This is a genomic window from Sphingomonas koreensis, assembly GCF_002797435.1.
GTDB lineage: Bacteria > Pseudomonadota > Alphaproteobacteria > Sphingomonadales > Sphingomonadaceae > Sphingomonas > Sphingomonas koreensis.
Genome location: NZ_PGEN01000001.1, coordinates 4,366,362 through 4,386,625, shown reverse-complemented (window position 1 = coordinate 4,386,625; position 20,264 = coordinate 4,366,362). Strand labels below are relative to the sequence as shown.

Sequence of the window (20,264 nt, the reverse complement as noted above, 5' to 3'; positions counted from 1 at the left end):
GCTTTCCGAACGTCAGCAATGTTGGCGAACAGGGACCGCGCCCTCCTCACTCAAGCGTATCGCCATAGCGCCGCACCGCGATCACCGCGAACACAGCGCCGAGCGCGGCGAGGATCAGCAATTGGGTCAGCGCCTCGCCGGGGTACCAGCCCTTGAGCATCACCCCGCGCACCACGCGCAGATAGTGGGTAACCGGCAGCAGCTCGCCCAGCCACTGCGCCCAGCGCGGCATACCCGCATAGGGGAACGCAAAGCCGGAGAGCAGGATGCTGGGCAGGATGTAGAAGAAGCTCATCTGCATCGCCTGCATCTGCGTCTTGGCGAAGGTCGAGAGCGTGAAGCCGAGCAGCAAGCTGACGGTGATGAACACCAATGTCGCCAGCGCCAGCAACCATGCGGCACCCGCAAACGGCACGTGGAAGATCAGCCCGGCCAGTACCACGATGATCACCGTCTGCGCCGCGCCGATCAGCACATAGGGCAGGATCTTGCCCGTCATCACCTCCATGGGTCGCAACGGCATGGCGAGAAGGTTCTCCATCGTCCCGCGCTCCCGCTCGCGCGCGACGGCGATCGAGGTCATCATCACCATCGTCATCGACAGCACCACCGCGAGCAGGCCGGGGACGATATTGTGACTGGTGATCCCTTCCGGATTGTAGCGCCGCTGGATCACCACCTCGACCGGAGACGGCGTTCCCGCGCGCGCCGTCAGCGGGCCGATCAGGTCGTGCCGCAGCCCCGAAAGCACCGCCTGCTCGACCGCAAAGGTCGCATTGCCGGTCGCGGCCGGATCGGTCGCGTCGGCCAGCACGAGCAGTTGCGGCCGCTCGCCGCGGACCAGGTCGCGCGTGAAGTTGCTCGGCACGACGATCAGGAACTGCACCGATCCGCGGCGCAGCATCGCCTCGCCCTCTCCCGGCTTGCTCACCGGCACCAGCTCGAAATAGCTGCTCGCGCGAAGCGAATTCTCGACGGTGCGGGTGATCGAGCTGTGATCGTTCATCTCCAGCGCCGCGCGCAGGTGTCGGGGATCGTTGTTGATCGCGAAGCCGAACAGGATCAGCTGGACGAGCGGAAGCCCGACCACCATGCCGAAGGTCAGCGGATCGCGGCGCAGCTGATGCACCTCCTTGACCAGCACGGCCCAGATGCGCCGCCAGGCGAGGGTGAACCCCTGCGTCATGTGCGCGGCTCCGTGCTGTTGTCGGTGGCGCCACGCATCAGGTGGATGAACACATCCTCCAGCGTCGGCTCGGTCTCGCGCCAGCTGATGCCGGGCGCGATGTCGGCCACCGCCGCCCGCAATGCCGCCATGTCGCGGCCGCAGACATGCACCGTCGGCCCGAACGCAGCGGCCATCGCCACGCCCGGCGCACGCTCCAGCTTGGGCGCAAGCCGGTCGGCGCCCGGCCCCTCACCCGCCAGCGCGACCAGCCCCGATTGCACGACGATCTCATCCGCCGTGCCGCGCGCGAGCAGCACGCCATAGGCGATGTACGCGATATCGTGGCAGCGCTCGGCCTCGTCCATATAATGGGTCGAGACGAGGACGGTCGTGCCTTCCGCCGAGAGCATATGGACCTGATCCCAAAATTCGCGCCGCGCGAGCGGGTCGACGCCGGCGGTCGGTTCGTCGAGCAGCAATATCTCCGGATCGTGCAGCACGCAGGCGGCCAGCGCGAGCCGTTGCTTCCACCCGCCCGAAAGCGTGCCGGCCAGCTGACCGGCGCGAGTCTCGAGACCCAGCCGCTCGAGCGCGGCATCGACACGCTTCATCTTCTCGTCCAGCCCATAGGCGTCGGCGACGAAGGCCAGATTCTCGCGGATCGTCAGGTCCTCGAACAGGCCGAAGCGCTGGGTCATATAGCCGATCCGGCGCTTGATCAGCTCGCGCTGGGTAAGCAGATCCATCCCCAGCACCTCGCCGCCCCCGCCGTCCGGGATCAGCAGCCCGCAGATCATCCGCAGCGTCGTGGTCTTGCCCGATCCGTTGGGGCCCAGAAACCCGCAGATCCGGCCGCGCCCGACCTCAAGGCTCACAGTGTCGACCACCGTCCGGTTGCCGAATCTCTTGGTCAGCCCCTCGACCGAAATGGCCGCGTCGCCGGTCACTGCGGTTGCACCTCGACCGGCAGGCCCGGGCGGAACCGCTCGATGCCGCTGTCGGGATAGGCTTCGACCAGAAAGACGAGCTTGGCGCGCGCGCGTTCGCTGTAGATCACCGGCGGCGTGAATTCCGCCTGTGCCGCAACATAGCGCACAGTGGCAGCGACCGGCCCGCCACAGCCGTCGCAGGTCACCGTCACCTTCGACCCGGGCTTCAGACCGGCGACCGCCGCTTGCGGGGCATAAAAGCGGATCTTCACCCGGCCCGGCGGCAACAACCGAACCACGGGCGTGTTCGCGGGTACCCATTCGCCGGGGTTGAAATAGGTCTGCTCGACCAGCCCCGCAGCCGGTGCCAGCGGCGCGATCTCCTCGCCGCGGCGGCTCTGCACGGCGATCGCGGCCTGCGCCGCCGCGATCTGGGCATCGGCGGCGGCGATCTGGTCGACACGGCCTGCGAGTTTGCCCGATGCTTCGCTGGCCTGCGCCTGGCTCAGCGACGCCCGCGCGCCGTCTGCTGCCGCGCGCGCCGCATCCAGTTGGCTCTTGGTGGCGAAACCACGCTGGGCGAGCGTCGCGATCCGCTGATACTCGCGCGCCGTCCGCGTCACTTCGGCCCGCGCCGCCGCCTGTTGCGCACGGGCGATGTCGAGCTCGGCGGGCCGCTGGCGCGCCTTGGCCAGGTCATCGCGCTGCGCCTGTGCAGATGCCAGCTGCGCCCTCAACCGCTTGAGCTCGGCCTCGGTGGTTGCCGCGTTGAGTGCGAACAGCGGCTGCCCCGCCGTCACCTGTCCGCCGCGCTGGACGTTGAGTGCCGCGAGCTGGCCCGACACCGGCGCCGCGACCTCGATCGCCTCGCCCTCGACATAGCCTAGCCATGGCTCCGGCCCCTCGTCCCGTCCGAACGCCCACCAGATCAGCGCGGCGAGCACCGCGATCCCGATCGCTGCCAGGGGCAATATCCGTTTCATCGGCGCACTCCTGCGAGAAGCCCGTTCAACACGATGTCGATGTGCGAGGCAGCCAGCCCTTCCATATCCACCGGGGCGGCGCCGACCGGTTCGAACACCGTCTTCCACAATGCGCCGAGCAGCAACGCGCCGGCCACCGTCCGCGCCGTCAGATAGGGATCGACCCGACGGAAACTGCCGTCGGCAATTCCGCGCGCGACGATACCGGCGACTAATGTCAGGATGCGATCGACCGCACGGTCATGATAGGTACGCGCGATCTCCGGAAAATTCCCGCCCTCGCCGATCACCAGCCGCGGCAGAAACGCGATCTCGGGCTCGGCGAGCTGACGGGCACCCAGCCGCACCAGCGTCTCCAGCTGGACCGCGGGCGGCGCCGATTCCACTTCCGGCGGCAGCGCCGCGGGCAGCCGCGTCAGCAGCGTCCCGTCCACCATTTCCCGGAACAGCGCCGCCTTGTCGGCGAATTGCAGATAGAGTGCGGCCTTCGAGATGCCGACCCCGGCCGCTACATCCTCCATGCGAGTTCCGGCATAGCCGCTCGCCGCAAACTGGATGCGTGCAGCGTTCAGAATGGCCTCGCGGCGATTGGGCGGGGTACGGCGTGGCATGGATAATAAATAACTGACTGGTCAGTTATTGTGAAGCCTGTTTTCCTTTGGTCGCTCCGGACAATCCCTTCACCGTGGTAAACCGGGTATCAACCAGGTCTTTACGTGGTTCGGTATAGACCTGTGGGCCACAGCAGTTCCGCAGGCGCCGGATCGTCCGGTGCGGATCGAATGCGGGGATCGAATGGCTTTGAAGTCGGTGCAGACGGCAGGACTTGGCGGCGCTTCGGGCACGCTGACGGCGCTCGTCGCCGCAGACGGCAGTGCGAGCCATCGCTTTCTTGCGCGCCTCACCACCGGCATCGCGCCGATGCGCGACCTGGCCGACGCCGTGCACATGATCTGCCTGCTCCACGCGCGCCACCCCGATGTCGTCGAGCAGGCGAGCCTTCATTCGCGCGAACCGGCCACCGCAGGGTGGATGGCGCAGGCCGCTGAGGGATTTTCGGCGGAGCGCGCCTTCATTGTTCGCCTCGTCGCAGCCGCAGGGCCGCTGCCCAGCACGCCGGGGCAGGCCCAGTCCGAAGCCGCGGTCGCGGCCCAGCGTCATGCGCTGGACATGCTCGCCCAGTCCGATCGCACCGGCTGCGCGGACGGAACGGCGATCGCGCTGGTGCTCGACTGGCCAGTGATCCGCGGACTGCTGGATATCGCGGCTGAGCGGCTGGGCCTCGACTCCCCCGAGTCGATCCTGCCCCCGGTGCATGAGACCGCCACGGTGATCGATGCGCTGGCCGCTACCCTGCCGGTCGAGCGTGCCATGCTGTTCGGCGCCCAGCAGATGCTTGCCCAGCATCGGGGCATCTGGGACGTGCTCGAAGCCCGCTCCTCCGCCCGCGACATGCTCTGACGAAAAAGGGCGGGACGCCTTCGCGTGCCCGCCCCGGTCAAGTCGGCGCTGGATCAGCCCTTGCGTTCGCTGCAGCTCGAAACCTTCTTCTCGTCGGCATCGGTACCGCCGACCTTGCCCTCATAAAGCGTGCCTTCCGGCCCCTTGGTCCACCACACCAGTGTCTTGCCCGCCGAGCGGCCCTGATCGGTCGCATATTTGGCGCCGCTTGCCGCCTGAACGCCGGTCAGGTCATAGCTCTTGTCGCCGATCGTCAGCTTCGCCTTGGGCGTCGCGCCGCTATTGTCATAGGTCGCGCTCAACAGCAGCGCAGGCATACAGTCATAGGCTGCGGTCAGCGGCGCAGCAGCGGCGTCATTCGCCGGCAGCGTCTCGTTCGCCGTCATCGCCGGTTCGGTGGTATTCGCCGGTGCGGTCTCGCTCTTCTTGCCGCAACCGGCGAGAAGCGCGAGTGCGAACAGGGGCGAGGTGGCAAGAAGGATTCCGGAATACGGCTTGGGCATCGGACGTTCCTCTTTTTCAGCGCGGCGATGAGTCGAACCGCGGCGGGACCTTACGAAAGCGCCGGGATACAGGCAAACCGCTTGCGTCCCCGAACCCAATCCCGCTACCCCATACCCGATCTTCCAATTTCCGGCGGGAACACAGATGCGTTTCGAAGGCACCCAGAGCTATGTCGCCACCGACGACCTCAAGGTCGCCGTCAATGCCGCGGTCACGCTGCGCCGCCCCTTGCTGGTCAAAGGTGAACCGGGCACCGGCAAGACGGTGCTGGCGTACGAGATAGCGAAGGCGGTCGGCGCGCCGCTGATCGAATGGAATGTCAAGTCGACCACCAAGGCGCATCAGGGCCTGTACGAATATGACGCGGTCGCCCGCCTGCGCGACGGACAACTCGGCGACGAGCGCGTCCACGACATCGCCAACTATATCCGCCGCGGCAAGCTGTGGGAGGCGTTCACCTCCCCCACCCTGCCCGTGCTACTGATCGACGAGATCGACAAGGCCGATATCGAGTTCCCGAACGACCTGCTTCAGGAACTCGATCGCATGGAATTCCATGTCTACGAAACCGGCGAGACCGTCCGCGCCGCCGAGCGCCCGATCGTCGTCATCACCAGCAACAACGAGAAGGAACTGCCCGACGCGTTCCTGCGCCGTTGCTTCTTCCACTATATCAAATTCCCCGATCGCGAGACGATGCAGGCGATCATCGACGTCCATTTCCCCGGCATCCAGAAGATCCTGGTGAGCAAGGCGATGGATATATTCTACGACATCCGCGAGGTCCCCGGCCTCAAGAAGAAGCCCAGCACCAGCGAGCTGCTCGACTGGCTCAAGCTGCTGCTGCACGAGGACATGCCGCTCGACGTCCTCCAGTCGCGCGACCCAAGCAAGGCGATCCCCCCGCTCCACGGCGCGCTGCTCAAGAACGAGCAGGACGTAATGCTGTTCGAACGGCTGGCGTTCATGACCCGGCGCCACGGCGGGAAGGGCTAGTCCTCCAAGCTTCCGGCCACCAGATCGCCGGGATCGTGCGCATAAGTAAGCAGTTCACCCGGCTGACAATCGAGCGCCAGGCACAGGCGCGCGAGCGTGGCGAAACGGATTCCCCGCACCTTGCCCGAACGGAACAGCGAGAGCTGCGTCTCGCTGATACCGATCTGCCGCGCCAGTTCCTTGCCGGTGATCCCGCGATCGCCGAGCACCACGTCCAACGTCACCACCATCGGCATCAGAGGATCGCATCCAGTTCCGCGCGCATCCAGGCAGCGTGACGCAACGGCCGGGCGAGCAGGATGAGGAACAGCCCCGCGGTGCCCAGCGTGATCGCCGCGACATCGAAATTGGCCCAGGGCCAGGGCCGCCCGAGCGCGAGCCGTGTAAGCCACGGCTCTACAAAGACGCGCAGAAGGCCGCCAAGGAACATGCATGTGCCGACCCGGACGAGCAGCGTCGCGACGATCCGCTCCACCGCATCGCCCCGCGCCAATGCCGAGAAGGCGAGGTGGATCATCCAGACCGCCGCGAGGTAGCACAGCATCGGCAGCATCGTGATCGCCTGCAGCAGCTTCGCCGGTCCGCTGCCCCCCGGCATGACCAGCCCGCTTGCGTTGAGGGCCAGCCCGAGCGCCAGTACGGCCAGCACGACGCCGGTCAAGTTGCGGGCAATCGCCGCGTCGCGTTGGTTTCCCTTCTTGCGCAAAGTCGCCTCCGCTAAAATTTACGCCTTAGTTAAATACTCAGCCGAATATTTAAGCAAGAGATAAATTTCAGTCCGGCACGGGTGCCCTTTGCCGGGCAATGACGAACGGCGGAAGCGCGCCGATTTGACACCCACGGCCCCGGCGTCCTACGCTCGCGCCATGTCTGAACTTGTGTGAACATCCTAGCGTCCCGGTGACCGGGACTGCCGGCGAACAGAGCCGACGCGCGTCTGCGCGCGACAGCGATCGCCTGAGGATCCGTCTCATCCACGAGTCATCCAATGAACGTTTCAAGACTGGAGCAGCGCGTCCTGCACGTGCTGGCTCAAGGCGGCTATATTCGTCACCGTCGTGACGAACACGGCCGCGTCTGCGAAGTCCTGTGCTTCACGCGCGAGGGCTATGTCCTGTCGGACTGCACACTCGGCATCTTCAAGGCCTTGCGGCGCAAGCGTCTGATCGAGTCCCGGGCGTCCAGCCCCTATCGCATCTCCCTGAAAGGGCGATGCTCGGTGCGGGCACAGCTCGACAATCGATAGCTGCACGACCGGCGGCAGGCGGCGCAGGCCGTCTGCCGCCCATCCAATTTCAATCCCCGATCTTCACCACCAGCTTGCCGATCGCGCTGCGCCCGGCAAGCCTGGCGATCGCCTTTCCGCCATCCTCGAGCGCAAAGGTCTCGCTGACATGCGGGTTGATCTTGCCTTCATCCCACAGCCGGAAGAGGTGCTCGACATGCGCGGCATTGGCCTTGGGGTCGCGCGCGGCGAAGGCGCCCCAGAATACGCCGCACACGTCGCAGCTCTTGAGCAGCGTCAGGTTGAGCGCCAGCTTCGGGATCCCCGCCGGGAAGCCGACGACGAGGTAACGTCCCTCCCAGCCGATCGATCGCAGCGCCGGTTCGGCATAGTCGCCGCCGACGGGATCGTAGATTACCTGCGCGCCGTCCGGCCCGACCGCGGCCTTGAACTGCTCGGCCAGCGCCTTGGACTGGTCCTTGTCGAACGGCGCGCGGCCATAGACGACCGTCTCGTCCGCCCCGGCCGCCTTCGCCGCCGAGGCCTTCTCCTCGCTCGACACCGCCGCGACCACACGCGCGCCGAACGCCTTGCCCAATTCGATCGCCGACAGCCCGATGCCGCCCGCCGCGCCGAGGATCAGCAGCGTGTCGCCTGCCTTCAGACGCCCGCGGTCGAGCAATGCATGGATGCTGGTGCCATAGGTCATCAGCAGCGACGCGCCCTGCGCGAAGCTCTTGCCCTCGGGCAGCGGATAGAGGCGACGGCGATCGACCGCGATCTTCTCGGCCATCCCGTTCCAGCCCGTCGAACCGAGCACGCGGTCGCCCGGCCTGAGGTCGGTGACGCCCTCGCCCACCGATTCCACCACGCCCGCAATCTCGCCGCCCGGCGCGAACGGGCGCGGCGGCTTGAACTGGTATTTATCCTCGATGATGATGACGTCGGGATAGTTGATCGCGCACGCCTTGATCGCGACCACCACCTCGCCCGGCTTTGCTACCGGGTCGGGCAGCTCACCGATGGTTAGAGTTTCAGGTCCGCCCACTTCCCGCGACAGCAAGGCCTTCATCCGCTCTCTCCCGTGCGATCCACGGGCGCGATTGGGCGACCGTCGATTCGTATTTCGAAATCACGGTATCCTTTGCCAGCGTCAGACCGACCTCGTCCAGCCCCTGCATCAGGCAGTCGCGGCGGAACGGGTCCATCTCGAAGGCGAACCGGTCCTGATAGGGGGTGGTGACGGTCATCGTCTCGAGGTCGATCGTCACCGGATCGGTCTTCGCCACCTCGACCAGCCGGTCGACCGCGTCCTGCGGCAAAACGACGGCAACAATGCCGTTCTTGAACGCATTGCCCGAGAAGATGTCGGAGTAGCTCGGCGCGATCACCGCGGTGACGCCCATGTCCTTCAATGCCCAGGCGGCATGTTCGCGGCTAGACCCGCAGCCGAAATTCTCGCCCGCGATCAGGATCGGCGACCCGGCGTAGCGCGCGTCGTCGAAGATGTTGTCCGGTTCCGCGCGCACGCTCTCGAACGCGCCCTTGCCCAGCCCCTCGCGGCTGATCGTCTTGAGCCAATGGGCGGGGATGATGATGTCGGTGTCGATATTCTTGGCGCCCCACGGATAGGCACGCCCCTCGACCTTCTTCACCGGTTCCATTGTGTCAGCTCCGTTCCATCGCCGGACGCCGCATACCGGAAAGGGCGCCCGCCCCTGCCCGGACGGCCGCCCGATAGTCTTCAACAATCGCGTCGATCAGCGCGCGACGCGGCCCTGCGGCTTCGTCACGCCCGGCTTTGCCGCCGGTGCGCCCGTCTTCGCATTTGCCGCCGCGTAGACCGCCGCTGCGCCGCTCAGCACGGTACCCGCCACCAGCAACACCAAAACACGCTTCACGGGTCATCCCCCTACAAGGTCACGCACATCGGTGAGCCTTCCCGTGACCGCCGCCGCCGCCGCCATTGCGGGTGAGACGAGGTGCGTTCGGGCCCCCGGACCCTGCCTTCCTACGAAATTCCGGTTGGAAGTGGAAGCACAGCGTTCGCCGGCGGGAACCTTGTCCGGGTTCATCGCCAGGCACATCGAACAGCCCGGCTCGCGCCATTCGAACCCGGCGTCGAGGAAGATGCGGTCCAGCCCCTCGGCTTCCGCCTGACGCTTGACGAGGCCGGAGCCCGGCACGATCAGCGCCTGACGGATTCCGTCGGCGACATGGCGGCCCTTCACCACATCGGCCGCGGCGCGCAGATCCTCGATCCGGCTGTTGGTGCAACTGCCGATGAAGATGTTCTCCACCGCGATGTCCTGCATCCGCGTGCCGGGGGCGAGGCCCATATAGTCGAGCGACTTCTGCGCCGCGACGCGCTTGGCGGGATCGGCAAAGCTCTCGGGGTCGGGCACGACGCCGGTGATCGGCACCACGTCCTCGGGGCTGGTACCCCAGGTGAGCGAAGGCGCGATGTCGCTGCCGTTGAGCGTGACGACGCGGTCATACTGCGCGCCCGCATCGGTCGGCAGCGTCTTCCACCACGCCACCGCCTGTTCCCATTGCTCGCCCTTGGGCGCCATCGGGCGCCCTTTGAGATAGGCGAAGGTCTTCTCGTCGGGCGCGATCAGGCCGGAGCGTGCGCCGCCCTCGATCGACATGTTGCTGACGGTCAGCCGCCCCTCGATCGACAGCGCGCGGATCACCTCGCCGGTATATTCGACGACATAGCCGGTGCCGCCCGCGGCGCCGGTCTTGCCGATGATCGCGAGAACCACATCCTTGGCCGAGACGCCGAAGCCCAGCGTGCCGTCGACGCGGATCTCCATCGTCTTCGACTGGCTGAGTAGCAGCGTCTGCGTTGCCAGCACATGTTCGACCTCGCTCGTTCCGATGCCGAACGCCAGCGCCCCCAGCGCGCCATGCGCCGAAGTGTGGCTGTCGCCGCAGACCAGCGTGGTGCCGGGCAGCGTGAAGCCCTGCTCGGGTCCCACGACATGGACGATGCCCTGCTCCGCCGCGGTCGCGCCGAAATAGTCGATGCCGAACTCGGCGACGTTGCGCTCCAGCGCCGCAAGCTGCTGCGCGCTCTCGCGATCCGCGATCGGCAGGCGGTTGCCGGCCGCGTCGACACGCGGCGTGGTCGGAAGGTTATGATCGGGCACCGCAAGCGTAAGGTCCGGCCGCCGCACCCGCCTTCCGTTGGCGCGAAGCCCCTCGAACGCCTGCGGGCTGGTGACTTCGTGGACGAGGTGACGGTCGATATAGATCAGGCACGTGCCATCGTCGCGGCGCTCCACGACATGCGCGGCCCAGATCTTCTCGTACAGGGTGAGCGGTCTGTTGGACATGATGCCGCCCACTTACGCCTTTGTTGCGCCGGAGCAAGCGCAGGCGGCATTTTCGTGCGTGAAGCTGGGGTTGGGGCGGACAGGCTCAGCTGAACTGGGTGAAGTCCGGCTCGCGGCGCTGGGCAAAGGCCATGAACGCCTCCTTCGCTTCCGGGCTCTGTAGCCTTGCGGCGAACTCCTCGCCCTCCACAGCCATCTGGGCGGTGAGCTGCTCTGCATCACGCATCAGCCGCTTGGTGGCCTGGATCGCGCCCAGCGGCTGGCGGGCGATGCGGGCCGCAGCAGCCTCGATCGCGGGAACCAGCTCGCCCAGCGGGACGACCGCGTTGGCCAGCCCCCACTCGATCGCCTGACTCGCCTCGACGGCCTCACCCAGCGCCAGCATCGAGAAGGCGCGCAGGTGACCGATCCGGGCAGGCAGCAACAGGCTCGACGCGGCTTCGGGGACAAGAGCGAGGTTGACGAAGGGCGTGGTCAGCTTCGCGTCCTCGGCCAGCAGCACATAGTCGCAGTGCAGCAGCATCGTCGTACCGACGCCTACCGCTCGCCCCTGGACCGCCGCGATCAGCGGCTTGGTCGTCTGCGCGATCGCGCGGATGAAGCGGCCGACATTGCGCGGGCTTTCGCCCGGCTTGGCCGCCGCGAAATCCGCCAGGTCATTGCCCGCGGTGAACATGTCGCCCTCGCCGCGAATGACGATGACGCGGGTGGCGCTGTCGGTCTGTGCGCCCTCGATCTCATCGGCGAGAACGCCGTACATCGCGTCGGTGAGCGCGTTCTTCTTCTCGGGACGGTTCATGACCAGCGTCAGGATGCCGTCCGCCTTGGTCACCTTGATGTGCGCCGTCATTTCATCGTCTCCCTCGGAAATTTCTCGCGGACCGCATCGAGCCACCGCGCGACGACGGCCAGTTCGGCGTCGTCGAACCCTTCACACAATTTCTCGTTCAGCAACCGCGCCACCGGCACTGCCTCGGCGCGCCGTGCCTTCCCTGTCTCGGTCAGTGCGATGTTCCACGCGCGCCCGTCATTCGGATCGGGGCTGCGCACGATCAGGCCATCGCGCGACATCCGATCCACCAGCCCTGAAAGTGCAGAGGCGCTGAGGTCGAGCGCTTCGCCCAGCTGCCCCAGCGGCACCGGCGCTCCGTCCGCGCTCAGCGCCATCAGCAGGCCAGCCCGCGCGGCGGTCTTGCCCTCCGCATCGCCCTGCGCCGCCGCCAGCAGCCGCCGGTGCGCGACGTTGAGCAGGAAGAGGAAGCGTGGCTTTCGCCCCCGGCCGCCTGGCTCATCCCTAACAATCGCCGAATCGCTTCGCATACGAAGCATATATTTCGTATACGAAGTATATGCGCAAGAGGTCGTTCAAACGGCCCCGGCGGCAGCTTCCCCGGCGTCCGCCCAGTCGTCCCGCCGCCTGAGCCACGGGTTGAGGAACAGCACGGGCAGCTTGAAGAACAGCAACTCCGAGTGAATGAACCCGTCCACCGCTCGTTCCCACCATCTCGGGTCGCGCTTGCCGTGGGCCTTGAGCCAGCCGTCATAGGGCGCCCAATGGCTCGGCTCGTCGCGATGGATCACCTCGAAGATGCGCACCAGCGCGCGGTCGTGGCGGACCAGCGGGTGGCGCAACAGGATCTCGACCTGGCGGAAGCCGCGCTGTTCGGTGAGCGAGATGACGCGGCACAGTTTCTCGAACAGATCGTCGCGCGCGATGATCGCGCTGGTATCCAGCTCGTCGATCGTCTGGCGGAACATGATCTCGACGAACCGGTCGATATGGCCGCAGGTGCGATCGACCCGCAGCGGCATCTGCCCGCGCAGCTCGAACCAGCGCTTGAACATCATATAGTGTTTGTGCTCGTCTGCGCGGTGCTGCTCGATCGCGGCGATCAGCGCATGGTCGTCGGGGGACCGCGCCCGAACCGCCTCCAATACCCTGTCGATGCTCGTGTAACCGCGATGCTCGTTATAGATGTATATCGAGCAGAGAAGGTCGAGATATCGGCGGCGAAACCACGCGATCATCGCGCGATGCTACGCCTCTCGGGCGCGCCCTACAAGCGAGCGATCGGGGCGATCAGGCCACCTCCTTGGGCGAGATATAGTCCGCATCATGCTCGAACGGCAGCGGCGCACCATCGCGCAGGGCCGCCAGAATCTCGGGGAAACCGGTCTCGAAGCGGAACCCCAGTTCGCGCACGATCCGTCCGCTGTCATAAACCCGTCCGATCCGCTGGGGCAGCACCCAGCCCCGCGCCGCATACAGGCCGGGTGCGTCGGGGAAGTACCGCGCAATGACCGAAGCGGCATCATGTTTGAGTTCCGCCGCATCGCCGCGTGCGAACGGCGTGGGCGCGGAAACGAGATAGGTGGCGAAGCCCATCTCCGGCGCTTTCTCCAGCGCCGCGACATGCGCCCGCGCCGCATCCTCGACGGTCAGCCGGCGATGGAGAAACTCGTTGGCCTTCAAATTCTCGCCCGGCGGGTGGCTGTGGGTATCGTCTTCCTCGGGAAAGAAACGCCCGGTGCGCAGCACGATGCTGTTCAGGCCATGCTCGGCATGGAACAGGCGGCACAGCTGCTCGGCGGCATATTTGGTCGTGCCATAGATATTGCGCGGCTCGATCGGCCCTGACTCCTCGTCGAGCCATACCGCCGCGTCGCCCGCCTCGTCGCGGATCGCCTGGCTGATCATCAGCGAGGTGGTGGAGGTGGAGACGAACCGGTCATGCCCCGCACGCACCGCCGCTTCGAGCAGGTTGAGCGTGCCGGTCACGTTGACATCGACGAACGTCTGTTTGGAATAGCGAACGATGTCCGGCTTGTGCAGCGCGCCGCCATGGATGACGGCTTCGATCCCGTACTCGCCAAACACCCGCTCGATCAGCGCGGCATCGGCGACGCTGCCGACCACGTCGGTATCCACGCCCGGCGCGACATCGAGGCCAGTGACCTCATGCCCAGCCCCACGAAGCATGGGCGCAAGATAGCGGCCGAGCCAGCCGGACGAACCTGTCAGAAGAATACGCATGGCAGCGCGATTAGCCGGTCCGCGCGCGCAACGAAAGTGCCAGAGGGCCTGTAAGCCGGGTTCTGTCCACGCGGCCCTTTCCCTTGCGGGAGGTGCACGCGATGGGCGGCCATTCCTCTAGGCCTGCACTTGCGTGCAGGCTCAAGCAATCAACCCGGGCCGCGAGGCGGAACACCCCATAAGCGGCCCCTATTCGATCTTGCTCCCGGTGGGGTTTGCCGTGCCGCTTCCGTTGCCGGTCGCGCGGTGCGCTCTTGCCGCACCCTTTCACCCTTGCCCTCAGTCCGAAGACCAGTGGGCGGTCTGCTCTCTGTGGCACTTTCCCTGACCCCGGCCGAAGCCGGAACCGCCGGGCGTTACCCGGCACCGTGTTTCCGTGGAGCCCGGACTTTCCTCGGTGCACCGAAGTGCAACGCGGCCGCCCGGCCCTCTGGCACGGCCGGAATAGGCAGAAAACCCGCGCAATGCAATTTGCGTTACTTGGCCGCGCCGCCCTTCACCGTCGCGGGGAGCCGGTAGCGCGCATCGTCGATCGTCACTTCGATCGTTCCGCCGCCGACCACCGCGACCTTCGCCTCCTGCGCGCCATCCGCCGCGATCACGCCACGGCCGTCCGTCGTGACGCGCAGGCGGTGGAAGCCGCCATCGGGGTGCCGGACGGTCAGGATCAGCCCGTCCCCGGTCTGCGCGCGCTCGACCGTACAATTGGAAGCGAATTCGGTCGCGCCGCCAAGCGCACAGGGGATGCGATCCCCCTCCCCGCGCGCGGTCTTGTTCGCATTGTCGCCACAGGCGGAGAGCGACAGCAGGGCTGCGCTCACCGCCAGCGTGTTAGATATCCGCGTAGACATGCTTTTCGGACTTTGCCCCCGGGTGCGTTACCGCTCCCTTATAGGCCGGTCCGACATTTTGCGCATAGCGCCAGAGTGCCCCGGATTGGTACGCATTCTCGCGCGGCTGCCAGCGCGCGCGGCGCTCGGCGAGCACATCCTCGGCGACGTGAAGGTCGATCGTCCCCGCCTCGGCGTCGATGCGGATCGTGTCGCCGTCCTCGACCAGCGCGATCGGCCCGCACTCCGCCGCTTCCGGCCCGACATGGCCGATGCAGAAGCCGCGGGTCGCGCCGGAGAAGCGCCCGTCGGTGATCAGCGCGACCTTCTCGCCCATGCCCAGGCCATAGAGCGCCGCGGTGGTCGACAGCATCTCGCGCATGCCCGGGCCGCCCTTGGGGCCCTCGTAGCGGATGACGACGACCTCGCCCTCCCGGATCTCGCGCTTCTCGACCGCGGCGAAGGCGTCCTCCTCGCAATCGAAGCAGCGCGCGGGCCCTTCGAAGACCAGCCGGCTCATCCCGGCGACCTTCACGATCGCGCCATTGGGCGCCAGCGTCCCGCGCAGCCCGACCACGCCACCCGTCGGAGTGATCGGAGTCCTGACGTCATAGATGACCTTCTGGTCGGGGTTCCAGGTCACCTGATCGATATTCTCGCCCAGCGTCTTGCCCGTCACGGTCATGCAATCGCCGTACAGCAGCCCGTTCTCGAGCATCGACTTCATCAGCATGTAGACGCCGCCGGCCTCGTACATGTCCTTGGCGACATACTTGCCACCAGGCTTCAGGTCGGCAGCATAAGGCGTTGATTTGAAAACTTCCGCGACGTCGAACAGGTCGAAGTCGATCCCCGCCTCGCTCGCCATGGCGGGCAGGTGCAGCGCGCCGTTGGTCGATCCGCCGGTCGCCGCGACGATGCGCGCGGCGTTGATGAACGCCTCCCGCGTGCAGATGTCGCGCGGGCGGATGTTCCTCTCCAGCAATTCCATCACCTGATAGCCCGCGGCGACCGCGATCTGCTCGCGGCTGGTATAGGGCGCGGGCACCATGTTGCTGTTGGGCAGCGACAGCCCGATCGCCTCGCCGACGCAAGCCATGGTGTTGGCGGTGTACTGGCCGCCGCACGCGCCGTGACCCGGGCACGCGACCTTCTCGAGCGCGTGGACCTCGCTGATCGGACAGGTGCCGGCGGCGAACTTGCCGACCACTTCGAACACGTCGACCACGGTGACATCGCGGTCCTGATAGCGGCCCGGCAGGATCGATCCGCCATAGACGAAGATCGACGGGATATTCAGCCGCAGCATCGCCATCATCATGCCCGGCAGCGACTTGTCGCACCCGGCAAAGCCGACCAGCGCGTCATAGCAATGACCGCGCACGCTGAGTTCGACCGAGTCGGCGATCACCTCGCGGCTGACCAGCGAGGACTTCATCCCCTGATGGCCCATCGCGATGCCATCGGTCACCGTGATCGTGTTGAACCGGCGCGGCAGGCCGCCATTGTCCGCCACGCCCTTGCGGGCGGCATCGGCCTGCGCGTCGAGCGTGGTGTTGCAGGGTGCGCTGTCGTTGCCCGCGCTGGCGAGCGCGACGAACGGGCGGGCGATCTCCTCCTCGGAAATGCCCATGGCATAGTAATAGCTGCGGTGCGGGGCACGTTCGGGACCGACGGACACGTGGCGCGACGGCAGGCGGGACTTGTCGAAACGATTGGTCATGGCGCGAACGCCTATGTCGCCGGGGACCCCGTTTGCGCAAGTCTGTTGCGCACATCATTTGCTATCGACGCCAGAAGCTGCGCCCAATGTGCCACACCCGAGGCGTCGGAAATCAGGTCGTTGCGAATCTCGATCCCCAGATAGGGGATACCGTTGCCTTCGGCGTGACGGTTCATCGTCGCGTTGAGGATTCGGCCCGAATAGGGCTCATTGTCGCCGGTGACGATGCCTGCGGCTTCCAGCAACGCGATCCCGATCCGCGCCGCGCGCGCATCGCGATTGTAGAGGATGCCGATCTCCCACGGGCGGTCGGCGCCGTCATGCTGCTCAAGCCGGGGGGTGAAGCTGTGGACGGAGACGATCAGCTTGGGCGGCTTCGCGCGGATCGTCTCGGCGATCAGCCGGTGATAGGGCGCGTGGAAACGCGCGATGCGTTCGCCGCGATCGGCATCGTCATTGCCAGGGATCGCGTGTCCGTCGCTGCTGTGCGGGATCAACCCCAGACGGTCCGGCTCGCGGTTGAGATCGATGACGAGGCGCGAGACGGTAGCGAGGATCGCGGTCGCTTCCAGCTGTGCCGCCATCGCCTTGCTCACCGCTGCCGCTCCGATATCGACAGCGATATGCCTGGTCAGCAGGTCCGGATCGATCCCAAGGTCGATGCCGGACGGCACCGCGCTGGACGCATGATCGCACAGGATCAGGATGTCCGCGGCACCGTCGATAATCTGTGCCACGCTCATCTTTTACCCTCCAGAAACGCGCCAAGCCGGCCCCGGAACGCATCCGAACCAAACGCATCGTCAAATATCTGTTGATGGCCGGCGCTCGCCGGATCGCGCAGCACGCATTTGAGCGCTCGGACTGCCTCCGGCACATTCGCTGCGATGGCATTGGCCATCTCGTGCGCGGCGGGCTGAGCGTGAGCGACCCGGCGATGCGCCAGCCCGATCCGTGCCGCCTCGTCCGCGTCGATCCGCGTGCCGGTGAAGAGCATCAACCCCGCCTGCCCCTCGCCCACCCGCGCCTTGAGCCGCGCGACGTCTCCGGCCGGATAGGTCAGGCCCAGCTTGGCGGGGGTCGTGGCGAACACCGCCTGATCCCCAGCCAGCACGATATCGCACGCCAGCGTCAGCGCTACCGCCGCACCGAAACACCCGCCATCGACCGCGCAGATCACCGGCACGGGCAGCGCCGCGACCGCTTCGATCCCGGCGGCCATCGCCTCACGGAAGCGAATGCGCAGTGCGGGCTCTTCGGTCAGTTGCCGGAACTCGGCGAGATCGGCCCCTGCCGAAAAGATGCCCGGCATGGCCGAGCGCAGGATCACCGCCCGCGCATCCGACCCGGCGATGTCACGCGCCGCTTCGGCCAATTCGTCCCAAGCCGCGATCGGAATCGCATTGCGCGCGCCGCCACGGTCTAGGGTCAGGGTCGCGATGCTGTCATGGAGTTGCCAGCCGATCATCGGCGGCCCCGCCGCTGGCGAGGATAGCGCCCGCTCGCATCAGCGAGCGGGGGCCATCCACGGACGTTTCGCTCCCGGCGCCTGGCCCGCACAAACGCTACAGCAAGAGCGATGCCAATCGCCCTTCCCCAGAGGGGGGCCGCAGCGCTATACGCCGAACGTCCCGCTTTGAAACAAAAAACTGTCACGACAGCACCGTTTCGAGACACCACCAGCTGGGTTGAGCCTGTCGCACGGCCGCGGCGGCGTGATCGCGCGCCGCGATATCGTCGAACAGCGCGAAGCAGGTCGCACCCGATCCCGACATCCGCGTCAGCGTCGCACCCGCTTGCCCACCGAGCAGCGCGAGCGCTGCGCCGATTTCCGGCGCTACCGCGAGTGCCGGCGGTTCCAGATCGTTGCGTCCTGCCTTTGCGGCCGCCAGCAATTCGCCTTCGCCCAGCGGGCCGCGATCGATGCCATCCCAGCGCGCGAACACCTCAGCAGTCGAAACGGCGACGCCGGGGTTGACCAGCAGCACCGGCGTGCCCGGCGCACCGTTCACCCACGCCAGCCGCTCGCCGCGCCCGCGCCCGATCGCGGTGCGGCTGTAGAGGCAGGCGGGCACGTCCGATCCCAGCGCATCGGCGCAATCGAACAGGCGCGGATCGTCGATGGCAACGCCCTCGCGCCGCGCAAGCAATCTCAACGTGGCCGCGGCGTCCGCCGATCCGCCCCCAAGCCCCGAAGCCACCGGCAGCCGCTTGGTCAGCGTGATCTGCCCCGTTCCCCCGGTCCCGAACATCTCGGCGAATTTCGCCGCCGCGCGGGTGACGAGATTGTCGCCCTCCCCGGCCAAAGCGTCCGCGAAAGGCCCCTCGACACCAAAGCCGGCGCCATCGCTCAGCGTCACCGTGTCGCCATCCGCGACGAAGGCGAACAGCGTCTCCAGCTCGTGATAGCCATCGTCTCGCCGCCGCCGTACGTGCAGGGCGAGGTTGAGCTTGGCCGGCGCGGGCTCGACGATAGTCAGTTTGCCGCCGTCCCCTGACCCAATCCATCGGCCAGCTTTGCCGACAGCCGGGTCTTCTGCTCGCCCTCGGCATAGAGCGCGGCCGCACGCCAGGCATAGCGTGCCTCGAATCGCCGCCCGGTCCGCCAATAGGCGTCCCCAAGATGCTCGTTGATCGTCGCGCTGCCCGGATCGCCCTGCGCTGCCCGTTCCAGAAGCGGCAGCGCCTTGTCGATATCGCCGCTCCGGAAATAGGCCCAGCCGAGCGAATCGGTGATCGCGGCATCGTCGGGACGCAGCTTGCTTGCCCGTTCGAGCAGTGCGGTCGCCTCCTTCAGATTCTCGCCACGCTCGACCTGTGCATAGCCCAGATAGTTCAGCGCGATCGGCTGTTCGGGCGCCAGCTCGACCGCCTTCTGCAGATGCGGCAGCGCAGCCGTCCATTTGCCCGCGCGCTCGAGCGATCCGCCCAGCTGGAGATGATGGACCCAGGTCGCGCCGTCGCCGGCCTGTGCCAGTGCTCGGGCATAGACGTGCGCGGCCTCCTCTTCGCGTCCCTGCGCCGACAGCAGGTCGGCATAGCGCTGGCTGTCCGCGATGTTCGCACCGGCGGCATTGGCCAGCGACGCCGCCAGCTCGAGAGCCCCCGCAACATCCCCCCGCTTGCCGCGCAGCCCTACGCGCTCGCTCAGCGCCGTGGGGTAGAAGGCGCTGTCCTTCTTCACCGCGTCGAGCGCGGCGAGCGCGCGGGGATAGGCCTGCTCGCCCGCAAGCGCGTCGGCAAGCAACAGCCGTGCGCGGTCTTCGGCCGGATCGAGCAGCAGTGCCGATCGCGTCAGCAGGATCGAAAGTGCCTGAGTCTCCTGCCCGGCCAGATCTGCGGCCAGCCGTGTGAATGCACGGCTTGCACCGAAGGCGGCGCCGGGCTTCGGCCCTTTCCTCAACCGCGCACGAAGCGCCGAGAGCACCGGATCGCTGCCGGCCAGCAGCGATTCGGCGATGTCGCGCTTACCCTTCGCCGTCAGCAAGGTCGCCGCGTTCCACCGCAGGTCGATGCTCCCCGGATCGGCACCCAGCGCCGCACGCAATGCCGCGACGCCGTCCTCGACACGATTCGACGCGATCAGCAGCAACGCGCGATGCTCAGCAATATATCGGCGGCTAAGCCCACTCTCGCTGGCCTTTTCGAGCAGCGGCATGGGATCGGTACCGCGATCGAAGGCGATCCAGGCACGCAACACCGGCGCAAGGAAATCGAGCGGGCCGGCCCCGATCTTCCCGAGCGCGTCGTCTGCCGCGGTCACATTGCGCGCTCGAAGCGCAGCCGCAAAATCGAGGATGGAGACGTCCGCCGGCGCGACGTCGGCGCGTTTGAGCACCTCCGCGGCGCGCTGTGCCAGCAGCATGTCACCCGCCGCGAGCGCGTTGCGATAGGCGCGGATCGCAACGACTTCGTCGTTCGGCGCCGTCGCCATCGCTGCGGCATAGCCTGCCGCGGCCACATCGACCGCCCCGTCCGCCGCCGCCGCACGCGCGCGGACATAGGATCGCGCATCGGCCAGCGCCGCTTCGGGCAGCATCAGCCCCAGCGCCGCAAGCGGCAGGATCAGG

Annotated in this window: 24 protein-coding genes and 1 other RNA gene; 3 read left to right on the top strand and 22 right to left on the bottom strand. The window is 66.9% G+C overall.

What is annotated here, in order from left to right:
• Positions 1-46: 46 nt before the first annotated feature.
• Genes BDW16_RS20915 through BDW16_RS20900 form a run of 4 tightly spaced genes read right to left on the bottom strand, consistent with a single transcriptional unit; the run spans position 47 to position 3,691 of the window.
• Positions 47-1,186, bottom strand: a complete 1,140-nt coding sequence (locus tag BDW16_RS20915; RefSeq protein WP_066579395.1) for an ABC transporter permease — start codon at positions 1,184-1,186, stop codon at positions 47-49.
• Complete coding sequence (locus BDW16_RS20910; protein ID WP_066579392.1) at positions 1,183-2,115, bottom strand: ABC transporter ATP-binding protein; 933 nt, start codon at positions 2,113-2,115, stop codon at positions 1,183-1,185. The genes BDW16_RS20915 and BDW16_RS20910 overlap by 4 nt, the downstream gene beginning before the upstream one ends.
• A complete protein-coding gene (locus tag BDW16_RS20905) occupies positions 2,112-3,080 on the bottom strand; it encodes an HlyD family secretion protein (protein ID WP_066579389.1) in 969 nt (322 codons plus the stop codon). The genes BDW16_RS20910 and BDW16_RS20905 overlap by 4 nt, the downstream gene beginning before the upstream one ends.
• Positions 3,077-3,691 carry a TetR/AcrR family transcriptional regulator gene (locus BDW16_RS20900; protein WP_066579386.1) on the bottom strand — a complete coding sequence of 205 codons (615 nt, stop codon included), beginning with the start codon at positions 3,689-3,691 and terminating at the stop codon, positions 3,077-3,079. Before BDW16_RS20900 ends, BDW16_RS20905 begins: the two co-directional genes overlap by 4 nt.
• A gap of 184 nt (positions 3,692-3,875) precedes the next feature.
• On the opposite strand from BDW16_RS20900, the gene BDW16_RS20895 reads away from it, so the two are divergent.
• Positions 3,876-4,541: a DUF6975 family protein gene (locus tag BDW16_RS20895; protein ID WP_066579382.1), complete on the top strand. Its 666-nt coding sequence runs from the start codon at positions 3,876-3,878 to the stop codon at positions 4,539-4,541.
• Between the two features lie 53 nt (positions 4,542-4,594).
• Here BDW16_RS20895 and BDW16_RS20890 read toward each other — a convergent pair whose 3' ends face one another.
• Positions 4,595-5,044: an MliC family protein gene (locus BDW16_RS20890; protein WP_066579378.1), complete on the bottom strand. Its 450-nt coding sequence runs from the start codon at positions 5,042-5,044 to the stop codon at positions 4,595-4,597.
• Positions 5,045-5,189: 145 nt separating this feature from the next.
• Between BDW16_RS20890 and BDW16_RS20885 the strand changes: the two genes are divergently transcribed.
• Positions 5,190-6,041 (top strand): AAA family ATPase, encoded by an 852-nt coding sequence (locus BDW16_RS20885; RefSeq protein ID WP_066579372.1) that lies wholly within the window; start codon positions 5,190-5,192, stop codon positions 6,039-6,041.
• Here BDW16_RS20885 and BDW16_RS20880 read toward each other — a convergent pair.
• Both BDW16_RS20880 and BDW16_RS20875 read right to left on the bottom strand, forming a co-directional pair.
• A complete protein-coding gene (locus tag BDW16_RS20880) occupies positions 6,038-6,271 on the bottom strand; it encodes a helix-turn-helix domain-containing protein (RefSeq protein ID WP_307695333.1) in 234 nt (77 codons plus the stop codon). The two genes, BDW16_RS20885 and BDW16_RS20880, sit on opposite strands and share 4 nt — an antisense overlap.
• A 5-nt stretch (positions 6,272-6,276) precedes the next feature.
• Positions 6,277-6,747: a DUF2975 domain-containing protein gene (locus tag BDW16_RS20875; protein WP_066579367.1), complete on the bottom strand. Its 471-nt coding sequence runs from the start codon at positions 6,745-6,747 to the stop codon at positions 6,277-6,279.
• Positions 6,748-7,029: 282 nt separating this feature from the next.
• Here BDW16_RS20875 and BDW16_RS20870 point away from each other — a divergent pair, with 282 nt between their 5' ends.
• On the top strand, positions 7,030-7,287 hold the full coding sequence (locus BDW16_RS20870; protein ID WP_066579366.1) for a YjhX family toxin: 258 nt from the start codon (positions 7,030-7,032) through the stop codon (positions 7,285-7,287).
• Positions 7,288-7,336: 49 nt separating this feature from the next.
• On the opposite strand, the gene BDW16_RS20865 is transcribed toward BDW16_RS20870, so the two are convergent.
• The 15 genes from BDW16_RS20865 to BDW16_RS20800 all read right to left on the bottom strand — a co-directional run bounded on the left by BDW16_RS20865 (position 7,337) and on the right by BDW16_RS20800 (position 20,233).
• Positions 7,337-8,338: an NADPH:quinone oxidoreductase family protein gene (locus BDW16_RS20865; RefSeq protein ID WP_174532065.1), complete on the bottom strand. Its 1,002-nt coding sequence runs from the start codon at positions 8,336-8,338 to the stop codon at positions 7,337-7,339.
• Positions 8,301-8,930, bottom strand: coding sequence for a 3-isopropylmalate dehydratase small subunit (gene leuD / locus BDW16_RS20860; protein WP_066579363.1), 630 nt, complete (start codon positions 8,928-8,930; stop codon positions 8,301-8,303). The genes BDW16_RS20865 and leuD overlap by 38 nt, the downstream gene beginning before the upstream one ends.
• A gap of 96 nt (positions 8,931-9,026) precedes the next feature.
• Positions 9,027-9,167, bottom strand: coding sequence for a hypothetical protein (locus BDW16_RS21430; protein WP_157081411.1), 141 nt, complete (start codon positions 9,165-9,167; stop codon positions 9,027-9,029).
• Positions 9,168-9,170: 3 nt separating this feature from the next.
• Entirely contained in the window at positions 9,171-10,607 is a 1,437-nt protein-coding gene (gene leuC, locus BDW16_RS20855) for a 3-isopropylmalate dehydratase large subunit (RefSeq protein ID WP_066579357.1), read from the bottom strand.
• An 85-nt stretch (positions 10,608-10,692) separates the two neighbouring features.
• Positions 10,693-11,457: an enoyl-CoA hydratase gene (locus BDW16_RS20850; RefSeq protein ID WP_066579355.1), complete on the bottom strand. Its 765-nt coding sequence runs from the start codon at positions 11,455-11,457 to the stop codon at positions 10,693-10,695.
• Positions 11,454-11,927: a MarR family winged helix-turn-helix transcriptional regulator gene (locus BDW16_RS20845; RefSeq protein ID WP_066579348.1), complete on the bottom strand. Its 474-nt coding sequence runs from the start codon at positions 11,925-11,927 to the stop codon at positions 11,454-11,456. Before BDW16_RS20845 ends, BDW16_RS20850 begins: the two co-directional genes overlap by 4 nt.
• Positions 11,928-11,972: 45 nt before the next feature.
• Positions 11,973-12,635: a hypothetical protein gene (locus tag BDW16_RS20840; protein WP_066579346.1), complete on the bottom strand. Its 663-nt coding sequence runs from the start codon at positions 12,633-12,635 to the stop codon at positions 11,973-11,975.
• 52 nt (positions 12,636-12,687) lie between these two features.
• Positions 12,688-13,641, bottom strand: a complete 954-nt coding sequence (locus BDW16_RS20835) for an NAD-dependent epimerase/dehydratase family protein (protein ID WP_066579344.1) — start codon at positions 13,639-13,641, stop codon at positions 12,688-12,690.
• Positions 13,642-13,676: 35 nt separating this feature from the next.
• Positions 13,677-14,075, bottom strand: an RNA gene (gene rnpB / locus BDW16_RS20830) — RNase P RNA component class A.
• A 42-nt stretch (positions 14,076-14,117) separates the two neighbouring features.
• Positions 14,118-14,462, bottom strand: a complete 345-nt coding sequence (locus tag BDW16_RS20825; protein WP_241230512.1) for a hypothetical protein — start codon at positions 14,460-14,462, stop codon at positions 14,118-14,120.
• A 10-nt stretch (positions 14,463-14,472) separates the two neighbouring features.
• Positions 14,473-16,194, bottom strand: coding sequence for a dihydroxy-acid dehydratase (gene ilvD / locus BDW16_RS20820; protein WP_066579342.1), 1,722 nt, complete (start codon positions 16,192-16,194; stop codon positions 14,473-14,475).
• Positions 16,195-16,205: 11 nt separating this feature from the next.
• Complete coding sequence (locus tag BDW16_RS20815; RefSeq protein WP_066579339.1) at positions 16,206-16,937, bottom strand: N-formylglutamate amidohydrolase; 732 nt, start codon at positions 16,935-16,937, stop codon at positions 16,206-16,208.
• Positions 16,934-17,662, bottom strand: a complete 729-nt coding sequence (locus tag BDW16_RS20810) for an enoyl-CoA hydratase/isomerase family protein (RefSeq protein WP_066579337.1) — start codon at positions 17,660-17,662, stop codon at positions 16,934-16,936. Before BDW16_RS20810 ends, BDW16_RS20815 begins: the two co-directional genes overlap by 4 nt.
• A gap of 184 nt (positions 17,663-17,846) precedes the next feature.
• Positions 17,847-18,674 carry a 4-(cytidine 5'-diphospho)-2-C-methyl-D-erythritol kinase gene (locus tag BDW16_RS20805; protein ID WP_066579456.1) on the bottom strand — a complete coding sequence of 276 codons (828 nt, stop codon included), beginning with the start codon at positions 18,672-18,674 and terminating at the stop codon, positions 17,847-17,849.
• Positions 18,671-20,233, bottom strand: coding sequence for a tetratricopeptide repeat protein (locus BDW16_RS20800; RefSeq protein ID WP_066579336.1), 1,563 nt, complete (start codon positions 20,231-20,233; stop codon positions 18,671-18,673). The genes BDW16_RS20805 and BDW16_RS20800 overlap by 4 nt, the downstream gene beginning before the upstream one ends.
• Positions 20,234-20,264 lie beyond the last annotated feature (31 nt).

Excerpts from the sequence above, each read along its gene's own strand:
- BDW16_RS20835 (WP_066579344.1), bottom strand. The coding sequence starts at position 13,641 with ATGCGTATTCTTCTGACAGGTTCGTCCGGCTGGCTCGGCCGCTATCTT.
- BDW16_RS20810 (WP_066579337.1), bottom strand. The coding sequence starts at position 17,662 with ATGATCGGCTGGCAACTCCATGACAGCATCGCGACCCTGACCCTAGAC.
- BDW16_RS20865 (WP_174532065.1), bottom strand. The coding sequence starts at position 8,338 with ATGAAGGCCTTGCTGTCGCGGGAAGTGGGCGGACCTGAAACTCTAACC.
- BDW16_RS20885 (WP_066579372.1), top strand. The coding sequence starts at position 5,190 with ATGCGTTTCGAAGGCACCCAGAGCTATGTCGCCACCGACGACCTCAAG.
- BDW16_RS20815 (WP_066579339.1), bottom strand. The coding sequence starts at position 16,937 with ATGAGCGTGGCACAGATTATCGACGGTGCCGCGGACATCCTGATCCTG.
- BDW16_RS20870 (WP_066579366.1), top strand. The coding sequence starts at position 7,030 with ATGAACGTTTCAAGACTGGAGCAGCGCGTCCTGCACGTGCTGGCTCAA.
- BDW16_RS20845 (WP_066579348.1), bottom strand. The coding sequence starts at position 11,927 with ATGCGAAGCGATTCGGCGATTGTTAGGGATGAGCCAGGCGGCCGGGGG.
- leuC (WP_066579357.1), bottom strand. The coding sequence starts at position 10,607 with ATGTCCAACAGACCGCTCACCCTGTACGAGAAGATCTGGGCCGCGCAT.
- leuD (WP_066579363.1), bottom strand. The coding sequence starts at position 8,930 with ATGGAACCGGTGAAGAAGGTCGAGGGGCGTGCCTATCCGTGGGGCGCC.
- BDW16_RS20880 (WP_307695333.1), bottom strand. The coding sequence starts at position 6,271 with ATGGTGGTGACGTTGGACGTGGTGCTCGGCGATCGCGGGATCACCGGC.
- BDW16_RS20850 (WP_066579355.1), bottom strand. The coding sequence starts at position 11,457 with ATGACGGCGCACATCAAGGTGACCAAGGCGGACGGCATCCTGACGCTG.
- BDW16_RS20895 (WP_066579382.1), top strand. The coding sequence starts at position 3,876 with ATGGCTTTGAAGTCGGTGCAGACGGCAGGACTTGGCGGCGCTTCGGGC.
- BDW16_RS20890 (WP_066579378.1), bottom strand. The coding sequence starts at position 5,044 with ATGCCCAAGCCGTATTCCGGAATCCTTCTTGCCACCTCGCCCCTGTTC.
- BDW16_RS20905 (WP_066579389.1), bottom strand. The coding sequence starts at position 3,080 with ATGAAACGGATATTGCCCCTGGCAGCGATCGGGATCGCGGTGCTCGCC.
- BDW16_RS20900 (WP_066579386.1), bottom strand. The coding sequence starts at position 3,691 with ATGCCACGCCGTACCCCGCCCAATCGCCGCGAGGCCATTCTGAACGCT.
- BDW16_RS20840 (WP_066579346.1), bottom strand. The coding sequence starts at position 12,635 with ATGATCGCGTGGTTTCGCCGCCGATATCTCGACCTTCTCTGCTCGATA.
- ilvD (WP_066579342.1), bottom strand. The coding sequence starts at position 16,194 with ATGACCAATCGTTTCGACAAGTCCCGCCTGCCGTCGCGCCACGTGTCC.
- BDW16_RS20800 (WP_066579336.1), bottom strand. The coding sequence starts at position 20,233 with ATGCTGCCCGAAGCGGCGCTGGCCGATGCGCGATCCTATGTCCGCGCG.
- BDW16_RS20915 (WP_066579395.1), bottom strand. The coding sequence starts at position 1,186 with ATGACGCAGGGGTTCACCCTCGCCTGGCGGCGCATCTGGGCCGTGCTG.